Source organism: Variovorax ureilyticus (assembly GCF_037889935.1).
In the GTDB taxonomy this organism is placed as follows: Bacteria; Pseudomonadota; Gammaproteobacteria; order Burkholderiales; family Burkholderiaceae_C; genus Variovorax; species Variovorax ureilyticus.
Genome location: NZ_JBBKZU010000011.1, coordinates 48,206 through 66,159 on the forward strand (window position 1 = coordinate 48,206; position 17,954 = coordinate 66,159).

Genomic DNA, 17,954 nt, shown 5'->3' on the forward strand with positions numbered 1-17,954 from the left:
TGGTCACCCACCCGCCAGCCTCATCGCCTTCATCGTTTTGGCGATACCCAAGATCGAGATGACGCGCTTGAGGTTGTAAGCGAGCACGCCGAGGCTGAACTCTGTACTCACGTTCTCGATGCCACGCGTCAGGAAGTGCGTCCAGCCCATCCAGTGTTTCAACGTGCCGAAGACGTGCTCGATGGTCTTCTTACGCGTCAACATCGCATCCGGCTGGCGATCAAGGCGTCGCTGCATTGCCTCGAGAACGTCTTCATGCTCCCATCGTGAGATTCGTCTGTAGTCACTGGGTGTGCAGCGCGCCTTCATCGGACATTCAAGGCAGGCGCTGGTCCAGTATCGGCGCATCTGTAGGCCGCTCTCCTCGCGCGTGAACCTGTAGATCGCGCGCTGCCCAGCGGGGCACTGATATTCATCGTCGCGAGCGATGTACACGAAGTCTGCCCTGTCGAACCGGCCCTCTGCCTTGGCGTTGGAGGTCGTTGGCTTGGGGACGTACGCTTCGATTCCCGCATCGCTGCACGCCTTGATCTGCGCGCTGCTGAAGTACCCACGGTCTGCGATGGCCTTCAAGCGCCGCTTCCCCATGGCTTCGCGCGCAGCATGCGCCATCTTGCTGAGCTGGGCCCTGTCACTGCCCGTGTTCGTCACCTGATGGGCCACCACCAAGTGGTGCTTGGCGTCGACCGCCGCCTGCACGTTGTAGCCGACCATCGCCATGCCGGTGTTGCTGTGTGTGGTCATTGCACGGGCATCGGGGTCGGTCAGGAGACCTGGCCGTCAGGCGCCGCCCGAACCTGCTCGCGCATGCCGCGCAACGCCTTCATCTTCTGCCGAAGATCGTGCACCTTTACGCTCAGCCGGGCGAGTTGCGTGAATCCTTCAACCGTTTTCACACAGCCTCGCTGCTGTACGAACCTGGCGTTGAAGCAGCAGTCCAGCAAGCCAATCCCCCGACGCCACAACTCAAGCCTGCAAACTCCTGCGCGCTTCTCCAGCGGCGGCGTACTTGGCAAGAATCCTCGCGCGGCGTTCCGGATCCTGGTCGAGGTTGACGCGCGCCAGGTTGTCATTCACATGCGGCAGTGCCAGTAGCCGCGGGTCCATCACGCGGAACCATAGCGCGGGAACATACGAGAGCGGAAACATGCCGAAGTAGCCACTCGGCAGTTGCGGAAGATCCTCGAAGTGCCGCAGGGACTGGTAGCGGCGCGACGGGTACGCATGGTGGTCCGAGTGCCGCTGCAGGTGGAACAACGCAAGGTTGGTGACCAGGTGGTTGGTGTTCCAGGAATGGTGAGGCTGCGGCGTTTCGTACTTGCCATTCGGCAGTCGCTCGCGCAGCAGGCCATAGTGCTCGACATAGTTCGCCGACGTGAGCTGCCACCACGCCACCATGTTGTGCACGATCAGGAAGGGCACCATCACCCATCCGAAAGCGATGATCAGCGAGACCTGCAACACCGCCGTCACGGCATAGCTCTGGAGCATGGTGTTGTGCACGCTCCAGACCGACCTCCGCTGCTGGGCGAGGCGCTCCTTTTCCAATGTCCATGCGCGGCGGATGCCACCCGGCAGCTCCCGGCACGCGAAGCGATGGATGCTCTCGCCCATGCGCGCGCTCGCGTGGTCCTCGGGCGTCGATACCGAGCGATGGTGCCCGCGCCCGTGCCCAGCCCCGAGTCGGTGCCCGCCACGTAAGCGAGCATCAGCACAGCCCACCACGACAGGTTCTGCGTTCCCACCCACCAGGCACAACCGATGAGCGCGACGAAGTGAAGCGGTACCGTGAGCCACGTGAGCCAGCGGTAGTAGCGCTCTTGCTCAAGCTGCGGCACGACGGCCTCTGGTGGATTGTTCTGGTCCTCCCCGATCAGCACATCTAGCAGCGGCATCAGGCCGTAGCTGATCAGCAACGGTAGGCCCAGGGCGATCTCGTAGCCGGTGGCAGCGTGCAATGCAATGCCAGTGAACGGCTACAGCGGATAGACCACGGAGAGCAGCCACCACCAGCGCTTCCTGTCGCGGTACTCGACGCGCTGGCCGTCGGGACCGACGGAAAGATACAGCTTGGTCATGCTGAGGCACCTCGGAGAGACCTCGCCATTCTTCGCCCAACCGCCCCGTAAGGCAATCTTTCGTCTTGGGGACACCTAGCTCACCGTAGCGTTGCCCGCCGATGTAGCCGCCACCCGCACTCGCGGCGAACCTGGCGTTTCGGTGCGCCATGGACGAAGGCGACGATGCCTAGAAATCCGGGTCGGTGATCTGAGTCGCCATTCGCTCGGTATGCCGGTGAAAGGCTCGCTGACGTGCAAGACGTCGATCTGTTCATTTGAGAAGGATCCGATCATGGCCCGCGCCGTGAACGTCGGCGCATCAAACTTGTCGAGCACGGCACCAGGGGTCAACGTGAGGCGTCTCATGCTCGTCCTTTGCGCTGGACGCACACCAGCCGGGGGCGTACTCTTTGTGCATGACAGACGAACAGACCCTCGTGGGACGCGTGAGTGCCCATCTCGGCGAAGTCGATTTCGCAGTCGACCTGCGTGCCGGCAAACACCGGCTGCTGGCCGATGAGCCTTCCAGTCACGGCGGCTCAGATGCCGGGCCCGGGCCGTTTTCGCTGACGCTATCGGGCTTGGCAGCGTGCACAGCCATCACATTGCGGATGTACGCGCAAGACAAAGGCTGGAACCTCACCGCGATTGATGTGCGAGCGCAGATCTTTCGCCAAGGCGCCAAGTTCCACATCGACCGGAGCATCTCGCTGCGTGGCGAGATCGACGAGGCGCAGACCGCTCGCTTGCTCGCGGTGAGCGAGAAGACACCCGTCACGCTAGCGCTCAAGGGAGGCATCGAGATCCGGACGGTGCTCGATCAGCCCGGAGGCGCATGATGCGCAACGAAGTGTTCGAGTTCGAAGGCGAGAAAGGGGCGAGGCTGGTCGGCAAGCTCGACCTGCCGGACGGGTCGCCGCACGGCTACGCACTTTTTGCTCATTGCTTCACTTGCACCAAGGAGTCGCTCGCAGCGGTTCGCATCGGTCGTGCGCTCGCTGGCCAGGGACTGGGCGTTCTGCGCTTTGACTTCACTGGGCTGGGCCAGAGTGGTGGCGAATTCGCCGACAGCACCTTCAGCGGTAGCGTGAAAGATGTGGTGGCGGCAGCGCAGGCCATGCGGGATGCGGGCATCGAACCAACCCTGCTCATTGGCCACAGCCTCGGCGGGGCCGCCGTATTGGCCGCAGCGGCCGATTTGCCGAACGTGAAGGCCATCGCGACCATCGGAGCTCCCTTCGACGTTCAGCACGTCACGCGGTTGTTCGGCGACGATCTCGAGAAGCTTCTGGAAAAGGGCGAGGCCGAAGTGAAGTTGGGGGGGCGGCCGTTCAAGATCCGAAGTTCTTTCGTCGACGATCTCGGCGCGCACGATCAGGCACAACGCATCCATGACCTGCGACGGGCCCTCCTCGTCATTCATGCGCCAATGGATCGCACGGTCGACATCGAGAACGCGGGGCAGATCTTTCAGGCAGCGCTGCACCCGAAGAGCTTCGTGTCCCTGGACGATGCCGACCACCTGCTCACGCGGTCCGCGGACTCGGCCTACGCGGCGGAGGTCATTGCAGCGTGGGCCACGCGCTACGTTGGCAAGCCGCCTCCTCGAAGTGCCATCGAGCCAGGCGAGGTGGTGGTCGAAGAGACCGGCGAAGGCGACTTCCAGGTCGAGGTGTTGGCGGGCGGGGTGCGCTTTCTTGCCGATGAACCGATCGAGGTGGGCGGGCTGGGATCGGGGCCCACCCCCTACGATCTCCTGTGTGCCGGCTTGGGCGCGTGCACCGCCATGACGATCCGAATGTACGCTCGCCACAAGGCGTGGCCTCTGCAGCGCGTGCGCGTCTGTGTGGGTCATGCACGGACGCGAGGGGAAGAGCCGCCTGACGAGTTCCGCCGCGAAGTCGCGCTGGAGGGCGACCTGACGGACGAACAACGCTCGCGACTGATGGAGATTGCCGAGCGCTGTCCAGTCCACCGTTCGCTTGAGCAAGGCGCCCGCGTCAGCACGCAGCAGGTGCGCGAGATCATCCGGCTTGCGGGCGTGGAGGAGGCTGGCCAGCACGCCCGGGACATGACGGAAGACTAGAAAGTGGCCGTCGGGTTCGTTTCGGAGACACGGGTCGCCAGGAGTCGGCGCTCCGCCGCCATCTAACTTGCGCCACAAGCGGCTACGCCAGTCCTTGAAGGTGAGGACTGTATCCGGTTCGAGCCCGGGCAGGACCCGCCGGTGAACGGCTTCTGGGTCGCTCACCATGTACAACGAGCATCACTTCTTCCACCCGAACCCTCTCAAGCGCTATTCGCCCGGCACCGAGAACAAGAACCTGGAGCGCAACAGCGACGGGTCTCTCACGCTCTACGTGAGCGCGAAGTCGCCTGGCAATGCAAAGGAGACCAATTGGCTGCTGGCGCGGTTTCCCGCGGGTCCGCTGGAGCCAATTGCTCGTGCAGCAGAATGCGGCCGGAGCGGTCCGCCCGCAGCACGGGTTTGTAAGCCGAAAATAATTGGTTCGGTGTGAAGTAGTTCCGATTCGGGTGGCGCTGCGTCGCCTTAAGCGGAGAGCACCGTTGTAAGGCGCCGCCAAAGAACCCATGATGAGTCCTCTCGTGGGAATTTTTCTCCAAGGTCGACCACCGACCTGTTGCCCCGACTGGAAACAGCCGGGGCTTTTTGCGTGCATGACGATTCGCCTATCGGTGGTTTGGCGAAAGAGCCATTCCCTGGCGAGCCCTCAACGGTTTGTTGACCCACCCTTGCCAAGAAGGGTTGCGGCATTTCTCCGTGACAGCCAGCTGCAACCCGCCAACTGCAGACATTCGCGGCAGGCGCGGAATTCCTTGGTCTAAACCGCGAGCTCCTCGAGCGTTTTGCCAGAGGCGACCAAGTCCTTGAGCCATTTAGGCTGAGGCCCCATGCCTGCCCACCTCTTGCCACTCGCCGGGTCCGCATACTGCTTCTTCGCGCGACGCTTTTGTGCGCCCTTTGAGACCTTGGCAGAAACCGGCTTTGTCGCCGCAGGCCGAGTCTTGCTGGAAGCCGGCTTGGCCTTGGCCGAGGCCTTCCCCACCAGAAAATCCTCGAGCTCCTTGCCTGCATCCAGTTCTGCGCGCAACCACGCCGGGCGGGGCCCCATACCTCCCCAGGCTTGTCCCTGCCCGTTGGCATACTTGGCTTTGCCTGAACTCGGAGCCTTGCCTGAATTCTTCTTGACGGCGACAGACCTCGATGCGGAACTGAAGCCGAGTTGCTTGGCCGTGATGCCGTATTCGGCGATTGCGACTTTGATGCGATCGATGACTCCGCTCATCTCTCGCATGCGTAGCTTTTCTGCCTCGCGCTGCAAGGTCTGGATTTGTTTTTGAACTTGAAGATATGTTTGAGCCATGACTTTCTCCTGCAATGTCGCTACGTGCCCGACTGTATCCTTTGAAGCTGACGAATCTATTCGGCACTACCTGGCGTTCATGATGAAGAAGCTATGAACGTCCAGGCTGCGGCCCCTCCGACACGTCAATGATTGCCTCGGTTTTCAGGACGCGGCGCAGTGGCTCGTCAGATAGGTAGGGCGCTTTGGTCGGAAGGCGAAATCAGCCCCGCATGCGTTCTGCGCGACACAAACGCTTGGCTCTTCTGTGAATTTGGCCAATAGATGATCCCGATTCGGGGGGGCTTAAAAATAACGGACCCCGACTCAGCTTGGCGGCGCGAAAGAGTGGCGGCGAAAAGCGGGCGCGATGGCCCGCGCGGGGTGCCCCCGTGCTGGAGGGCGACGGTGGATGTCGCGCGAATCGGCTGCGCAAGCACAGTGGCCGTCGGCTGCTCTGCATCGGCCCCGCGGTAGGCGACACGGGCCGAACCCGGATGGCGACCAGACTGGAGTGTCAGCATGACGGCGGTGCGCTTTTCCATCGCCACCTGCCGCGCAACGACGAGCAACTCGCCCTCCGCCTGCTTGGCGAAAGGCGCGCCACTATGTTCTCCGGAAGATGGATCACCTAGAGCCGTTCCGTGCCGTCGCGAAGGGGCACTTGGTAGGTGCATTCGCTGGCACTCGATTACTGCGCGCGATGGGAGGCCACCGGCGCGTCGCCGAGCTGAGGCCCCGATCCTTGATCGAAGTCAAGGCCGCGCGGCCCAGCTATCCCAGAATGTCGTTCAATCGCTGCTCCTTCCTACCGAGGCGAAGCATGGACGACGACATCAGACGAAAGATCCTGGTGCTGCTGGATCGGCATCGAATCATGACCCTCGCAACGCTGCGCCCTGATGGCTGGCCGCAGGCCACGACGGTTGGCTACGTGAATGAAGGCCTGACCCTGTACTTTCTCTGCGGCCTGGATAGCCAGAAGGCCAGGAACCTGGCGCGGGATGATCGAATCTCGCTGACGATCGATCACGACACGGCGGATCTGATGGCGATCACCGGCCTGTCGATGGCCGCACGCGCGCGCATGGTAGATGATCGTGAAGAAGCGGAGAAAGTGCTGCGCATGCTGCCGCTCAAATACCCGGACGCGCCGCCTCTTCCATTGAAGATGCCAACGCCGGACGAAATCCGCCTGTTCCGCGTTACGCCCATGGTCATATCGGTGCTCGACTACTCCAAGGGCTTCGGGCATGCGGATCTCGTCACTTGCTGACCGGCGCGCCTTTGGGGGCGCTGCCGAAAAAGGTGCGGACCGCCGCCATCAGCCGCCGGCCATCTGCGCGCAAGTTCCGGTGCCGGTCGACCTCTCATATCCACGAAAGAGAACCTGTTCGCGGCACCAGATTCCTTGTTGCCGGTATAGATTCTCAGCACGATCACCGAGCCACCGGCGGGGTCGATGAAGAGCGCCATCGCAGAGTGGTCGTGATCGTCACCCCTTTGCTTGACCTGGAGGGTCAGTCTCCACACGGTGCTTCGGCGCTCAGGTAGCGAACCGATCCAGTGGCCTCGTCATGGAGCAGCATTTCACCCACGCGCTGGAAGTGCATCAGGACTGGATCTTCTTTCTGCTGCTCGAGCGCGCCGTCAGGCTTGACCTCGTACACGTGGCGAAGGGTGCACCGCCAGACGGAGCGCCTCGTGAGCCAGGCCGCCACAAGAGGCAAGCCACACGACAAGCAGCAACCGAAAACAGACCATGAGGCACGTTCGGGGTGGGTCCAGTTGAGCACCATTCTGCCTGCGAGCCGCCAGGGACCGGGAGCACCTGAAGATTCGGCCGAACGAGAAATGACCTCGGTGCATCCGCGAAAATTCCGCGATGCGTCGTTTGCTCTTCTGGCTGCTTGTGGCCCTCCCGTTCGCCCTGCACGCGACCCCTCAAACCTGTCTGATCGTCGGCGTCCCTGATGGCGACACTTTGAAGGCGCGCTGCGGCCAGCCTGGCAGCTACGAAGAGATCAAGGTTCGGCTGAACGGCATCGATGCACCCGAGAAGCGGCAAGCCTTCGGGGAACGCGCCAAGCAGGCGATGTCCGATCTGGTCTACATGAAGGACGCCGAACTCGACTGCCGCAAGATCGACCGCTACGGCCGCAGCGTATGCCGTGTAATGGTCCCGGCGCAGTCAGCACCGAACGGCCCCAAGACGCTTGATGCCGGGCTCGCGATGGTCACGGTCGGGGTGGCCTGGTGGTATCGCGCCTACGCCAAGGAGCAGACACCGCAGGAGCGCGGCCAGTACGAGTACGCCGAGACGGAGGCGCGCGCAAAGCGCGTGGGCCTGTGGCGTGACGCCGAGCCGGTGCCTCCTTGGGAGTGGCGGAAGGCGCAACGGGACCATTGATCTCAGTGACGCGCCGGTCTGCCCTCAGCCGAGCTTCCGCTGGTCCATGTGTCAAAGTCCGTTTCTGTCCCCGCCTTCTGTGGATGACCCTGGGGAAAACCCATCGGGCATCGTTCCGAAGCCGCATCCCCGTTGGCTCCCAACGCGATGCCTGCCAAACAGGCACTCCAAGTTTGCTCGACCCGGAACGCTGTGAGCGACACCTGATCGACCGCTATACCGGTGGCCGGGAAAGGACACCGCGCGGCGCCTGATATAATGTTCGGTCCTTCGAGAGACTGAACTTTCTCGAAGCGCCTGCGCAGGCAACGCCGAATCTCACGGCGGCACGTCGGACAAGAGCCACCACGACGAGAAAAACTATAGGTGACTCCTGCATGTGAATGTGCCGTGACGTGGGTCGCGTAAGTGCCCACGACCAATTTCAGCAAAGCCCGCCTTACGCGGGCTTTTCTTATTGGCCGCGGGTGGATGCATCTCGAAAGGATGTGAGGGAGAGGGCAGGGACCGCGTGCACTCGCCGATGGAAGGTGGCCTTCATCTGGGCGTCTGGGCGTAGTGTCGAGGCGTTTCTTTCGAAATCGCTCGGCCACGCCAGGACTCATCGCTGTGCTGCCTGTTGATAATCTCTCCCTGCGGGGGCGCAACACCCTGTGACGAGGCACGCGCGTGCCTTTCGCCGGTTCGTTCTATCGATCGCCCATGTCGTCATGGACCGGCAGCAGCAGAAGCATCTGCTCGCGCTCGATCGGCTTTATTCGCTTGGGCGATCGCATCCGCGGCTTGGGCAGGGTGCCCAGTTGCTGCAGCCCGCGGCGCTGCAACTCGATCCCCAGTACGGCGAGCAACTCCGGTTCGCTGAGTTTCGTGAGCGCCTTGCCGGCACGCTGCGCGCAAAGGCTCAGTGACGGCAGCAGCGGATCAAGAAGGGGGATGGAGTCGTCGACGGCCATGCGCCGATGATGCCTTGCCGAAAACCGATCGCATCGGGGTTGTCGCCACTGGCCAACGTCGTTTCTCGCCCGAAGGGAAGGTCCTCTTACCGTTCTGGAGCTTCGAGCATCCGCGCGGTCGCGCTGCAGAGGAGATCCCCGGCCCGGTAGTAGCCCATGAACACATTCCAGTTCTTGTGGCCCGTCATCTTCATGGCCTCGCCGGGCGGCATCTGGCGCCGGCCCGCCTCGGTGACAAAGCCGGAGCGTAGCGAGCGAGCGGAGTAGTGCCCGGCAAGACCAGCCTGCGCAGCCATGGCCAGAATCGGGTAGAGCCCCGTCTTGGCATCGCGAAACTCATTGCGGGCGAATTCGAGCAGAGTATGCAACGTCCGCATGACCTGGTTGGCGGTCGTGGGTGCCCCCTCGATGCCGTTGTAGTGCCGGTGCCGGGGCCGGTCCTCGGGCTCCGGTGGGGTGTGCCAACCCGGGCGTTCGCGCATGGCGCGCAGTCCACCGGTCGTGATGGTGTCGAAGATCTTGGCACATAGCCTCGGCGTGATTGAGGCGATTGACGCTCCCTTGATCCCTTCTTGGTAGGTGTCCAAGGTGTACTGCATGAGACCCAGCGTCGACGCGCGGCGCGGCCCGCTCTTGGCGCCGCGCTTTTTCTGGTTCGTCAACTTGTACAGGTCGAAGATCTCCTGCAAGGTGATCCTCTTGGCCACGTCGTCTTCGGCGGCCTTGTGCTTTTCCTCGCGGGGATCGATGCCGGCCTCCATCGCCTGCAGCTTCTTGAGCGCTTCCACTTTCACATCCAGGAGCGACGACTCGTCGCAGGCGCGCGAGAGCGTGAGCGTGACAGGTACGACGGCGCCCCTGACGTGCCCCTGGACGATGAACTTGCGGGCACCGCCGGGGGACAGCCGGATGCCGAGGCCGGGCGTCTCGCTGTCCCAGATCTTCTGCGAACGATCGGTGTACGCACACCGAAGCTCGTTGAACTTCAGCTTGCTGAAAGGCCGCCGGTCCGCCGTCTTGCGGTCCGCCGTCTTGTGATGACGTGCGGGCGAAGGCGAGTCGTCCGCTGGCCCGGTGCCGCTCGCGTCGATCGCGGGCGCGGCGTCGTTGCCGTCGCAGGGATGGTGTCGCGCGGAACGCGCTCGCACTGCGGCGGGGCAACGGCGCAAGGTCTCACCGTGGTCACGAGGATCGTCGTCAGCTGTCATGGCTATCTCCTTCGACAAGGGCCCTTGCGAGCCGGACATCACCCGGTCATCTGGCCGGGGGCAAAAAAAGCGTAGGAGGGCGCCCGCGGCGCGGCAAGTCAGCAGTGCGTAAAGGAGGTGCTAACCTGTTGATTTCAAAAGAGTTTTCTGCAATCGTGCGCAGTCGCTTGCAGTCGCTTGCAGTCGCTCGCAGTCGACTGCAATCACCCGCAGCAGGTGGACGATTGCTTCAGATCGTGTGTGCGCCATCTTCACGTCACTGTGCCGTCGTAGACTGTTCGAATGAACCTGCGCAGCGTCGATGCCTTTCTGGATGTGGTGCGAAGTTCCGGCGTCGAGGAGTCTCTCGCGTGGCTCAACTCAGGCGTGCCGCATCGGTTCAGTGCCATCTACCGGTTCGAGGGTGCGCTGCTGCGCAACGAGTTCCTGTTCGACAAGAAGGGCGCGGCGCGGCCCGACTTCCTTCTTGCCGTCCCGTTCGAGGTGAGCTTCTGCCGCTTCGCACTGCGCGATGGTTCCTTCCGCACCGACAACTCTGCAGCGGATGAGCGGCTGCGCGGCCACCCCTATCGGGGCGTCGTCGTGTCGTATCACAGCGTCCCTGTCATGACGCCGGATGGCGATCTGTGGGGCACCATCTCGCACTTCGATACCGAGGCGATTCACCTCGAGGACGAAGAGTTCGAGCTGCTCAAGGCAGCGGCGCTGGAACTCCCGGCGTTTCTCTGACCACTGTCAACGAGCAATCACCCCGGTCACGAAGGCGCAGGAACACCGGGGGCTCGCATACCGCCCGGCGGTATGGCATTCGTCATACGCTCGGGCGTTCCGCGCCGCCTCGTGTAGATTCCGGGGAACTGCTGCGAAATTTCCTGCCACTGGTCGAGCCCATGTCCGCCGTCCCCTCCCATGAAGAACTTGCGAGCCTCGATGAAGAGGAACTGATTGCCTACGCGCAAGGCTGGCGTGCGCGTGCGTCGCGCGGCGACAAGTCGGCCTACGGCGTGGCACACGCCCTGGAGGTCGAGCTGCGCAGGCGGCAGAGAACCAGCCAACTCCAGCAGTTGGCCGTCAAGCCTCCCGAGCCGCCGCGCCCCTGGTGGAAGCGCTGGGTCACCGGCACCTGACCCTGCGCGCTCGGGCCGGAGCGGCCTTCCTGAATTGCAGGGTGCGCATCCGTATTTGCCGCGCCCATGAAACAACTGTTCACAGGTAATATGCTCGCGCGGCGGTGAGCCGCATGTACGACTTGCGAACGCGCCACTTTCCGATGCCCGACTCTTCTTCTGCTGCCCACCGCTTCGATCGCGCGGGGGCCCTTTGGTGATCCTTTCAGGGAACGAACTCCTCGCCATCAAGATCGTCGCTGCCGCCACGCCTATGGCTGGACTCGCGGCCTTCGCGCAGGTCAGGGCACGGCGACGCAGGGCGCGCGCCCTGCGCGCCGAGCGGGCGCGCAGCACGGCACGGAAGGCGATCATCGAGATCCGCGCGGGCGCCGCGACGGTGTCCGGCCGGGTCGTGATCGAGCTCACGCCGCACCTCCTGGCCGGCCTCGCCGCCGCCGACAGCGCGCACCTGCGCGGCTACCCGACGCCCGACGCGGTGATGATGGCGCTGGCCGTCGAGGCCACGTGGACGACGCTCGGCGACCGCGACGAGTTCCAGGCGGAGAGCAAGCTGATCGTGACGCGCGAGTTCGTGAAGGTGCGTTCGTCGGCGCGTTCGATCGAAAGCATCCGGGTTCCGCTGCGCGAGCTGCTCGAGGCGCATCGCCGCACGCCGGCAGCCCTGCCGCTTTATTGCCAGGCAGAAGGCTCGATCGGTTCCAAGCCCCCCGAAGCGCCGCGCCGCGTCTTGCATGTGGGTGCGACGCATGCGCGCAAGGAGTTCTATTGGGTCCGCGCCGACGCAGCGGCAAGAGCCTCGAAGACAGAGTCCCCGACGAACCGTGAAATCTGACCGGTGCCGACCGTGCGCTTGTGCACAGGGCGGTCCGAACGGCGTATAGGCAAGACCCCAGCTCAGCAGGCAGACTGCCTGCCAGTTCAACAAGGAGTTTCAGATGGACTCGTACTGGATCTGGGTGATGGCGACCATCGGCGTGCTCGGCGCTGGATGGGCCCTGTTGGCGCCGCTCCTTCGCCGTGAAAAGACCATCAACGACCGCATGAACGACCAGGTCACGCGCTCGGCGGAACTGGTGAGGGAATGCGCCAGCACGATGGGATGCGGCACCGCCTTCGGCCGGCTCTCGACGATTCGCTGAGGCGCGCTTCGGGTTGCGCCCGGCCCGGTACATTAGCGCGACATGCAAGAGAGAGATCCGGCCGTTCTGCCATCGACCCGCACGGGTCAGTTCCCAAACATCCCCCAGAGTTCAAGCACCGTTCCGGGCCTTCGCGTCGCTTTCGGCGTGTTGGTCTGCATGCTGGTCGTGGCGTGCGGCACGTCGCCGAATGAACCGCCGCGTTCGCGTGCTTCTTCCTCGTCGTCGTCCGTCTCGCGCGCTGACTCGGCGACCGCGAAGTCCGATGTCGCGGCCAACAGCGAGACGCCGAAGGCACGCGCGAAGAAGGCCGATCCGAAGCGCAAGGGCAGTTCGACCCGTTCCGCTGCGGCAGGCAAATCCGGCGATTCGAAGGCGCCGAAGGTCGCCGCTTCGCCCTCACCCGGCGCGGCTGCGGGCAGCTTCCTGTGGCCTGCTTCGGGACAGATCGTCGGCCGATTCAATGGAGGCACCAACAAGGGCATCGACATCGGCGGCAATTCCGGCGATCCGGTGGTCGCAGCGGCCAGCGGACGCGTGGTGTATGTCGGCTCGAAGCTGCGCGGCTGGGGCAACCTCGTCATGGTGAAGCACAACGACGAGTTCATCACCGCCTACGCGCACAACCGCAAGATCCTGGTGCGCGAGGACGAGCAGGTGAAGGCGGGCCAGCGGATCGCCGAGATGGGCAGCACGGATTCGAGCAGCACCCGGCTTCACTTCGAGCTTCGGCGAAAGGGCAATGCGGTCGATCCGATGCCCTATCTCAAGGCGCAGCCGCCAGCGCCCTGAAACCGTCCGGCCTCGGGCGGTCAGTGCTTCGAAGGAAGCAGGCCGTTGGTCCGCGCGTAGTGGAGCGCCTGCGTGCGGCTCGTGACGCCGATGCGCTTGAATAGGCGGTACATGTGGACCTTGATCGTGTGCTCGCTGACTTGCAGGTGCTCGGCAATCTCCCGATTGCCGTAGCCGCGAGCGATGCACTCGACGAGTTGCACCTGCCGCTTGGTCAGCTTGCCGGGTGCGGCGCCCGCGGGGACGTCGGCCTCATCACCGTCGCCGTCCGCGTCGGTGTCTTCCGAGAGCAGGGCGCGCAGCGAGTCGGCGAGCCTCGACGAGCCGGTGGCCTTGTCGATGTAGACGTCGGCGCCGCTCGCGAGACAGAGCTGCTCCATGTCTTCGGCCGGCGAGGCCGAGTAGACCGCGAGCGGCACGTCCGAGAACTCTTCGCGCAACGAGACGACACCCGAGCAGCCGTTGGCATCCGGCAGGTTCAGGTCGAGACAGAACAGGGTGGGAGCGCCATGCTTGCCGATGGCGCTCGAGAGCCTCGACAGGCGATCGAGCTCGACGATGTTGGCGGCCGGACGCACGCGGCGCAGCACCATCGAGACGGCGTCGCGCATCAAAGGGTGGTCATCGATGACGTAAATGCTCATGGGAGATTTCTTCGGTTCGCTGCCCGTCGCAGGAAATTTCGTTTCGGATTTCGATACTCGCACGGCGGGCCGGGCATTCGCCATACCGTTCGCGACACGCCGAGTGTGCCTGCGACGTATTTCACGAAGATGGAACGGACCGTGACAGGGGGATTTTTGAAATGAAAACTAAGGTTTCACTGCGATGGAAATGGTCTCGACGGTCCGTGCATTTTTGCGCGGATCGACCTGAGCGACGCGCTGTAACTCGTTTGCATTCAGTCGGTGCAACAGCACAATCGCCCGAAACTCCCGACCGCACTTCATCATGGAAGCAACCCAGTCTCTCGGAACGTTCCAGCGCCTCTTGAGGGAACTCATGGCCTTCCTCAACCGGCCCGTGTTCGCGAAGCCCGCGCCGGCCCGGCGCCGTGCCGGACGAAGCGCTCGGCCCGTCGAAGTGCAAGCGCAGGCGGTTGCATCGCCCGCGGTGGCGGCCAAGGTGGTGGCTCCGATGGTGGCTGCACCCATCCAGGTCGAACAGATGGAGAAGGCCACGCCGGTCGCGACGGTGCAGCGGGTTGCACCTGTGGTCGACCAGCCCGTCGTCGCGATGGGGGCGAAGGCGCAAGTTCCCGAAGAGAAGCCCATGCGAACGCTTGCCGAGGTGCGCGCCGATCTGGCGCGGCTGCGGGAGAAGTCTCGCGAGCGGCAGGCTCAGCTGCGCGCGACCGTGCGCCACGACGTCAGCTTCCCGGCCACCGACTTCATGGAATTCGTTCCTTCGGTGCCCGAGTCGCGCGCTGGCAAGGAGCAAGACGCCGGCGAAAGCTTCGCGCCGACGGCCTACTTGGATTTCACGGTGCTCAAGGCCCGCTGATTCCGAGCACTGACACGCTCCGCCCGGCACCGAAGCGGCCCGTGCAAGTTCGCACGGGGTCGCCCGCGTTGATGCGTTTCGACACCTGCGTGACCGTTGGTAGCGATTGGTGCTTCAGCGTTTTGGCGATGCAGATTCCGGCGCCGTCTTACATCCACGCTGCGTGCTTGAATCGACAAAAGTGGCTTTGACCGTGCATGGCCTCAACGGCCCGGGAAGCGCGGGTCGAAAATGAGGCCCAAAAGCATGAAGGAGTCCAGCATGCAACTCGTCACCCCCGCGAACTCCATCTGGCCAACGGCGGCGCCGTCCGTCGCCTATGCGCAGATCGGCGACCTGGTGGAAATCATGCTCCACCCGAAGGATGCGGTCTATGCCACCTGCAGCTTGTGCCAGACCCTCAATCGGAGAGGGGCCACCCGCTGTCGCGCATGCGGCGGTTCGTTCCTGCCGCCGGACGAGAGCGAGGAACTGGGCGCGGACGAAACCAACGAACAGCGGCCGGCGGAGAAGACGGCGGCAGACCGGCCGTCCGTGGAGAGGCCCGAATTCTCGGACTTCCCGGCGCTGCGCAGCATGCTGCTGCTCGTGCTGCTGCCGCCGATCCTGATGTTCCTCGCCTTCTTTGCATGGAACAAGCTGCGCGTGAGCGAGTCCGGCCCGGTCGGGCTGCCCCAGCGCTCGAGCATCGAGTCGGTCTTCCCTGCGCCGAACGCGAGTGCCTCGGCGACGCTGCAGGCCATGCCGCAGGAGGAGCATGCAAGGCATGCGCAGGCGAAGGCCGAAACGCGCCCGAGCGCAGAAAGAGACGTGGTTCCCGAGCCTCCCGCGACCGTCGGTGGCGCGAATGTCGCGAACATCGCGGAGATCGATACCGAACGCGATGTCCAGAAGGCCGCGCCAGTGCGCCCCAGGTCCGCTCCCTCGCACCAGGCCCTTCATCCGCAGCAAGGCAGTCCGGTCGCGGCATGCAGTGGCTACTCCTTCATCGCCCGCGCGGTCTGTGTGAACAAGAGCTGCGCGCATCCCAGGGCCGCACAGCATGCCGAATGCAGGGAAGCCAATCGTCAGCGGCGAATCGACGAAAGTCGGCGCAATCCGGTGCTCATGGGTTGATACCCCGAGTCCCGCCGATGGCGGGGCGCAACACCCGATGTGGACAGGGCAGGGGACTCTTGGCAAGATTGCATGCGCCCACGACGTGGGTACTTTCAACTTCCAAAAAGGTCCCCATGCGAAAAATTCTCCTGACCGCCGGTCTTGCCCTGATTCCGATGATTGCCTCCACTGCCTTTGCGCAATCGAGCGGCGAGGTCGATCCTGCGCAAGGAAAGGCGCGCCCTGTTGCGCCGACCACGCCGGCCGAGCGGTCCGAGGCACGCGGCGAACGCAAGACCACAGGTGCCGCTGCCGCACGCGGCCCGCAGATCGGCGAAGGCCAGACGCAGCCCACGGCAGCACCGAAGGTTTCGCGTGAAGATCGCAAGGCCGCCAACTCGAAGCGCCGCGCCGCGACCGGCCAGGCCAACAAGTCCGGCGAACTCTCGCGCGGTGGCAACACCGACGCGCCCGAGCAGCAGAAGAAGCCCTGACGCCTGGGCGAAGCCTCTCCTGACGCGGCGCTCGCGATGCCGGGCGCCGCGTCGTTTTCGGGCGGCGCAGGTCAGTCCACGACGGCTGGCCTGCCGGGCCGCCCCGGAATCAAACCGAGCATGTGATCGGAGATGCCTCCGTCCACCACGATGCTCTGGCCGGTGATATAGGCCGCTCCCGTTCCCGCAAGAAAGGCGACCGTCGCGCCGATGTCGTCGACCGTGCCGATGCGCCCCAGCGGGACGAGCACGCGGCGGCCGCGATGCGTTTCCTCATCCTCGTAGGCCGCCTCGGTCAGCGGGGTCCGGATCATGCCCGGGCTGACGCTGTTCACGCGGATGCCGTCGGCTGCCCATTCCTGCGCGAGCTGGCGGCAGAGCATCACGAGCGCGGCCTTGGCTGCGGAGTACGCGCCGTAGCCCGGATGCGGCAGATGGCCCGACATGGACGCGATCGCCGTGATCGAGCCGCCGGTGCGCGCGAGAGAAGGGCGTGCCGATTGCGCCAGCAGCCACACCGCGCGCACGTTGAGATCGAAGGTGCGGTCCCATTGGGCCGTGGGCAGGTCGGCGAGGCGTCCCGGCCCCGAGGCTCCTGCATTGCACACGAGCGCCGTGAGGTCGCCGCCCTCGTCGATGGCCTGCCGCACGATGGCCGCGCAGCATGCGGGATCGGTCAGGTCCCCCGCGACGCCGGTCGCGGTCGCACCGGCCGATCGCAGTTCATCCACGAGTCGGTCGAGGCGATCACCCGGCCGTGATGCCGCCGCCGTCACGTGAATCGCGACGCCGTCGCGCTGCGACTGCTCGATCAGTGCGAAGCAGATGCCGCGGCCGATCCCGCCGGGCGCACCGGTGACGACTGCGTGTCGCCTGTTGGCGGTGGATGTGGTCATGCAGCACCCTGGGTCGAACGGTAGTAGGAAAGGGTCGCGGCAATCCCGTCGGCCAACGTGCTTCTTCCGCGTGAAGGCAGCAATGCGTCCAGGCCTTCCTCGGCCACGTCGGCCGCGATCGTCAGCGGGGGACCCTCTGCGCGGAGATCGGCATCCGGCACCTGTCGACGGATCTCGGCGATCACCTCGTCGATCGTGTGGACCTGCCCCACGAGATTGAAGACGCTCGCGCCGTCGGCGGGTGCGAAGAGCGCGTTCTCGAACGCCTGCGCGACATCGTCGACGTAGATCAGCCCGCATGCGCCCGTGAAGCCGATCGCGTAGGGCTCGCCTTGCACTGCCGCGCGGCATGCGAGGCTGGGACCGGCGCTGACGCCGGTCTCGCGGCCCGGGCCGTACACCACGAAGGGCCGGAAGCCCACGCTGGCAATGCGATGCTCGTTCCAGTACGCACGCGCAGCGCCCTCGACCGCGAGCTTGAACGCGCCGTAGTGTGTCGCGGGCTCAGGGTGACGCGAATGCGCAGGCCCGTACACGCCGGCCGAGCTGGCGTAGACGACTTTCGAGAGACCTTGCGCGCATGCGGCATCGAACACGTGAAGCGAGCCGATCAGGTTGATCTCCGCGCCGCGCACCGGGTTCGCGCTGCAGGCCGGGGTCAGCACGCCGGCGAGATGGATCACGCCGTCGCAGCCTTCCATCGCGGCATTCACATCGTCCGCATTGCGGATGTCGCCTTCGCGCCATTCCAGCAGTGATGCGTGGGCCGGCCCGATGATCTCGTTGGCGGTCCTCGGAGCGCCCGTCACGTCGAACAGCCTCAGCCGTATGCCGCGCGCCGCGAGGCGGCGCGCGATCCATGCGGCGAGAAAGCCGCCGCCTCCGGTGATCAGCACCTGCTTCATC

The 17,954-nt window shown here is 64.5% G+C and carries 20 protein-coding genes and 1 pseudogene; 13 read left to right on the forward strand and 8 right to left on the reverse strand.

Features of this window, described 5'->3' with window-relative positions:
- Positions 1-3: 3 nt before the first annotated feature.
- Both WKW77_RS23200 and WKW77_RS23205 read right to left on the reverse strand, forming a co-directional pair.
- A pseudogene (locus tag WKW77_RS23200) lies at positions 4-863 on the reverse strand (transposase); the annotation flags it as partial.
- Between the two features lie 103 nt (positions 864-966).
- The gene (locus tag WKW77_RS23205; RefSeq protein ID WP_340359242.1) at positions 967-1,614 is read right to left on the reverse strand and encodes an alkane 1-monooxygenase; all 648 of its coding nucleotides are present in this window, start codon (positions 1,612-1,614) and stop codon (positions 967-969) included.
- Between the two features lie 862 nt (positions 1,615-2,476).
- Here WKW77_RS23205 and WKW77_RS23210 point away from each other — a divergent pair.
- From WKW77_RS23210 to WKW77_RS23220, 3 genes are all read left to right on the forward strand, one after another.
- A complete protein-coding gene (locus tag WKW77_RS23210) occupies positions 2,477-2,899 on the forward strand; it encodes an OsmC family protein (RefSeq protein ID WP_340359243.1) in 423 nt (140 codons plus the stop codon).
- Positions 2,896-4,146, forward strand: coding sequence for a bifunctional alpha/beta hydrolase/OsmC family protein (locus tag WKW77_RS23215; protein WP_340359244.1), 1,251 nt, complete (start codon positions 2,896-2,898; stop codon positions 4,144-4,146). Before WKW77_RS23210 ends, WKW77_RS23215 begins: the two co-directional genes overlap by 4 nt.
- Before the next feature lie 166 nt (positions 4,147-4,312).
- The gene (locus tag WKW77_RS23220) at positions 4,313-4,579 is read left to right on the forward strand and encodes a DUF1214 domain-containing protein (RefSeq protein WP_340359245.1); all 267 of its coding nucleotides are present in this window, start codon (positions 4,313-4,315) and stop codon (positions 4,577-4,579) included.
- Between the two features lie 324 nt (positions 4,580-4,903).
- Here WKW77_RS23220 and WKW77_RS23225 read toward each other — a convergent pair whose 3' ends face one another.
- Positions 4,904-5,446 carry an H-NS family nucleoid-associated regulatory protein gene (locus tag WKW77_RS23225; RefSeq protein WP_340359246.1) on the reverse strand — a complete coding sequence of 181 codons (543 nt, stop codon included), beginning with the start codon at positions 5,444-5,446 and terminating at the stop codon, positions 4,904-4,906.
- Between the two features lie 802 nt (positions 5,447-6,248).
- Here WKW77_RS23225 and WKW77_RS23230 point away from each other — a divergent pair.
- Together WKW77_RS23230 and WKW77_RS23235 are read left to right on the forward strand one after the other, a co-directional pair.
- Positions 6,249-6,701, forward strand: coding sequence for a pyridoxamine 5'-phosphate oxidase family protein (locus WKW77_RS23230; RefSeq protein WP_340359247.1), 453 nt, complete (start codon positions 6,249-6,251; stop codon positions 6,699-6,701).
- Positions 6,702-7,310: 609 nt separating this feature from the next.
- Positions 7,311-7,835, forward strand: coding sequence for a thermonuclease family protein (locus tag WKW77_RS23235; protein WP_340359248.1), 525 nt, complete (start codon positions 7,311-7,313; stop codon positions 7,833-7,835).
- Between the two features lie 689 nt (positions 7,836-8,524).
- On the opposite strand, the gene WKW77_RS23240 is transcribed toward WKW77_RS23235, so the two are convergent.
- Positions 8,525-8,788 (reverse strand): hypothetical protein, encoded by a 264-nt coding sequence (locus WKW77_RS23240; protein ID WP_340359249.1) that lies wholly within the window; start codon positions 8,786-8,788, stop codon positions 8,525-8,527.
- 86 nt (positions 8,789-8,874) lie between these two features.
- Positions 8,875-9,996, reverse strand: a complete 1,122-nt coding sequence (locus WKW77_RS23245) for a site-specific integrase (protein ID WP_340359250.1) — start codon at positions 9,994-9,996, stop codon at positions 8,875-8,877.
- Positions 9,997-10,278: 282 nt separating this feature from the next.
- Between WKW77_RS23245 and WKW77_RS23250 the strand changes: the two genes are divergently transcribed.
- The 5 genes from WKW77_RS23250 to WKW77_RS23270 all read left to right on the forward strand — a co-directional run bounded on the left by WKW77_RS23250 (position 10,279) and on the right by WKW77_RS23270 (position 13,057).
- On the forward strand, positions 10,279-10,725 hold the full coding sequence (locus WKW77_RS23250) for a GAF domain-containing protein (protein ID WP_340359251.1): 447 nt from the start codon (positions 10,279-10,281) through the stop codon (positions 10,723-10,725).
- Positions 10,726-10,886: 161 nt separating this feature from the next.
- On the forward strand, positions 10,887-11,123 hold the full coding sequence (locus WKW77_RS23255; RefSeq protein ID WP_340359252.1) for a hypothetical protein: 237 nt from the start codon (positions 10,887-10,889) through the stop codon (positions 11,121-11,123).
- A gap of 196 nt (positions 11,124-11,319) precedes the next feature.
- Positions 11,320-11,958 carry a hypothetical protein gene (locus WKW77_RS23260; RefSeq protein ID WP_340359253.1) on the forward strand — a complete coding sequence of 213 codons (639 nt, stop codon included), beginning with the start codon at positions 11,320-11,322 and terminating at the stop codon, positions 11,956-11,958.
- Positions 11,959-12,061: 103 nt separating this feature from the next.
- Positions 12,062-12,265 carry a hypothetical protein gene (locus WKW77_RS23265; protein ID WP_340359254.1) on the forward strand — a complete coding sequence of 68 codons (204 nt, stop codon included), beginning with the start codon at positions 12,062-12,064 and terminating at the stop codon, positions 12,263-12,265.
- 159 nt (positions 12,266-12,424) lie between these two features.
- The gene (locus tag WKW77_RS23270; protein ID WP_340359255.1) at positions 12,425-13,057 is read left to right on the forward strand and encodes a peptidoglycan DD-metalloendopeptidase family protein; all 633 of its coding nucleotides are present in this window, start codon (positions 12,425-12,427) and stop codon (positions 13,055-13,057) included.
- A 20-nt stretch (positions 13,058-13,077) separates the two neighbouring features.
- Here the strand turns inward: WKW77_RS23270 and WKW77_RS23275 are convergent, their stop codons facing one another.
- Positions 13,078-13,701 (reverse strand): response regulator transcription factor, encoded by a 624-nt coding sequence (locus tag WKW77_RS23275; RefSeq protein ID WP_340359256.1) that lies wholly within the window; start codon positions 13,699-13,701, stop codon positions 13,078-13,080.
- A 358-nt stretch (positions 13,702-14,059) separates the two neighbouring features.
- Here WKW77_RS23275 and WKW77_RS23280 point away from each other — a divergent pair, with 358 nt between their 5' ends.
- From WKW77_RS23280 to WKW77_RS23290, 3 genes are all read left to right on the forward strand, one after another.
- Entirely contained in the window at positions 14,060-14,560 is a 501-nt protein-coding gene (locus WKW77_RS23280; protein WP_340359257.1) for a hypothetical protein, read from the forward strand.
- A gap of 261 nt (positions 14,561-14,821) precedes the next feature.
- Positions 14,822-15,676 (forward strand): hypothetical protein, encoded by an 855-nt coding sequence (locus WKW77_RS23285; RefSeq protein ID WP_340359258.1) that lies wholly within the window; start codon positions 14,822-14,824, stop codon positions 15,674-15,676.
- A 116-nt stretch (positions 15,677-15,792) separates the two neighbouring features.
- The gene (locus tag WKW77_RS23290; protein ID WP_340359259.1) at positions 15,793-16,152 is read left to right on the forward strand and encodes a hypothetical protein; all 360 of its coding nucleotides are present in this window, start codon (positions 15,793-15,795) and stop codon (positions 16,150-16,152) included.
- A gap of 71 nt (positions 16,153-16,223) precedes the next feature.
- Here WKW77_RS23290 and WKW77_RS23295 read toward each other — a convergent pair whose 3' ends face one another.
- Positions 16,224-17,048, reverse strand: coding sequence for an SDR family NAD(P)-dependent oxidoreductase (locus WKW77_RS23295; protein ID WP_340359260.1), 825 nt, complete (start codon positions 17,046-17,048; stop codon positions 16,224-16,226).
- Positions 17,045-17,953: an NAD-dependent epimerase/dehydratase family protein gene (locus WKW77_RS23300; protein WP_340359261.1), complete on the reverse strand. Its 909-nt coding sequence runs from the start codon at positions 17,951-17,953 to the stop codon at positions 17,045-17,047. The genes WKW77_RS23295 and WKW77_RS23300 overlap by 4 nt, the downstream gene beginning before the upstream one ends.
- Position 17,954: the final 1 nt, after the last annotated feature.

Excerpts from the sequence above, each read along its gene's own strand:
- WKW77_RS23230 (WP_340359247.1), top strand. The coding sequence starts at position 6,249 with ATGGACGACGACATCAGACGAAAGATCCTGGTGCTGCTGGATCGGCAT.
- WKW77_RS23265 (WP_340359254.1), top strand. The coding sequence starts at position 12,062 with ATGGACTCGTACTGGATCTGGGTGATGGCGACCATCGGCGTGCTCGGC.
- WKW77_RS23210 (WP_340359243.1), top strand. The coding sequence starts at position 2,477 with ATGACAGACGAACAGACCCTCGTGGGACGCGTGAGTGCCCATCTCGGC.
- WKW77_RS23285 (WP_340359258.1), top strand. The coding sequence starts at position 14,822 with ATGCAACTCGTCACCCCCGCGAACTCCATCTGGCCAACGGCGGCGCCG.
- WKW77_RS23245 (WP_340359250.1), bottom strand. The coding sequence starts at position 9,996 with ATGACAGCTGACGACGATCCTCGTGACCACGGTGAGACCTTGCGCCGT.
- WKW77_RS23295 (WP_340359260.1), bottom strand. The coding sequence starts at position 17,048 with ATGACCACATCCACCGCCAACAGGCGACACGCAGTCGTCACCGGTGCG.
- WKW77_RS23250 (WP_340359251.1), top strand. The coding sequence starts at position 10,279 with ATGAACCTGCGCAGCGTCGATGCCTTTCTGGATGTGGTGCGAAGTTCC.
- WKW77_RS23275 (WP_340359256.1), bottom strand. The coding sequence starts at position 13,701 with ATGAGCATTTACGTCATCGATGACCACCCTTTGATGCGCGACGCCGTC.
- WKW77_RS23215 (WP_340359244.1), top strand. The coding sequence starts at position 2,896 with ATGATGCGCAACGAAGTGTTCGAGTTCGAAGGCGAGAAAGGGGCGAGG.
- WKW77_RS23240 (WP_340359249.1), bottom strand. The coding sequence starts at position 8,788 with ATGGCCGTCGACGACTCCATCCCCCTTCTTGATCCGCTGCTGCCGTCA.
- WKW77_RS23220 (WP_340359245.1), top strand. The coding sequence starts at position 4,313 with ATGTACAACGAGCATCACTTCTTCCACCCGAACCCTCTCAAGCGCTAT.
- WKW77_RS23290 (WP_340359259.1), top strand. The coding sequence starts at position 15,793 with ATGCGAAAAATTCTCCTGACCGCCGGTCTTGCCCTGATTCCGATGATT.
- WKW77_RS23225 (WP_340359246.1), bottom strand. The coding sequence starts at position 5,446 with ATGGCTCAAACATATCTTCAAGTTCAAAAACAAATCCAGACCTTGCAG.
- WKW77_RS23280 (WP_340359257.1), top strand. The coding sequence starts at position 14,060 with ATGGCCTTCCTCAACCGGCCCGTGTTCGCGAAGCCCGCGCCGGCCCGG.
- WKW77_RS23235 (WP_340359248.1), top strand. The coding sequence starts at position 7,311 with ATGCGTCGTTTGCTCTTCTGGCTGCTTGTGGCCCTCCCGTTCGCCCTG.
- WKW77_RS23205 (WP_340359242.1), bottom strand. The coding sequence starts at position 1,614 with ATGGGCGAGAGCATCCATCGCTTCGCGTGCCGGGAGCTGCCGGGTGGC.
- WKW77_RS23270 (WP_340359255.1), top strand. The coding sequence starts at position 12,425 with ATGCTGGTCGTGGCGTGCGGCACGTCGCCGAATGAACCGCCGCGTTCG.
- WKW77_RS23300 (WP_340359261.1), bottom strand. The coding sequence starts at position 17,953 with ATGAAGCAGGTGCTGATCACCGGAGGCGGCGGCTTTCTCGCCGCATGG.
- WKW77_RS23255 (WP_340359252.1), top strand. The coding sequence starts at position 10,887 with ATGTCCGCCGTCCCCTCCCATGAAGAACTTGCGAGCCTCGATGAAGAG.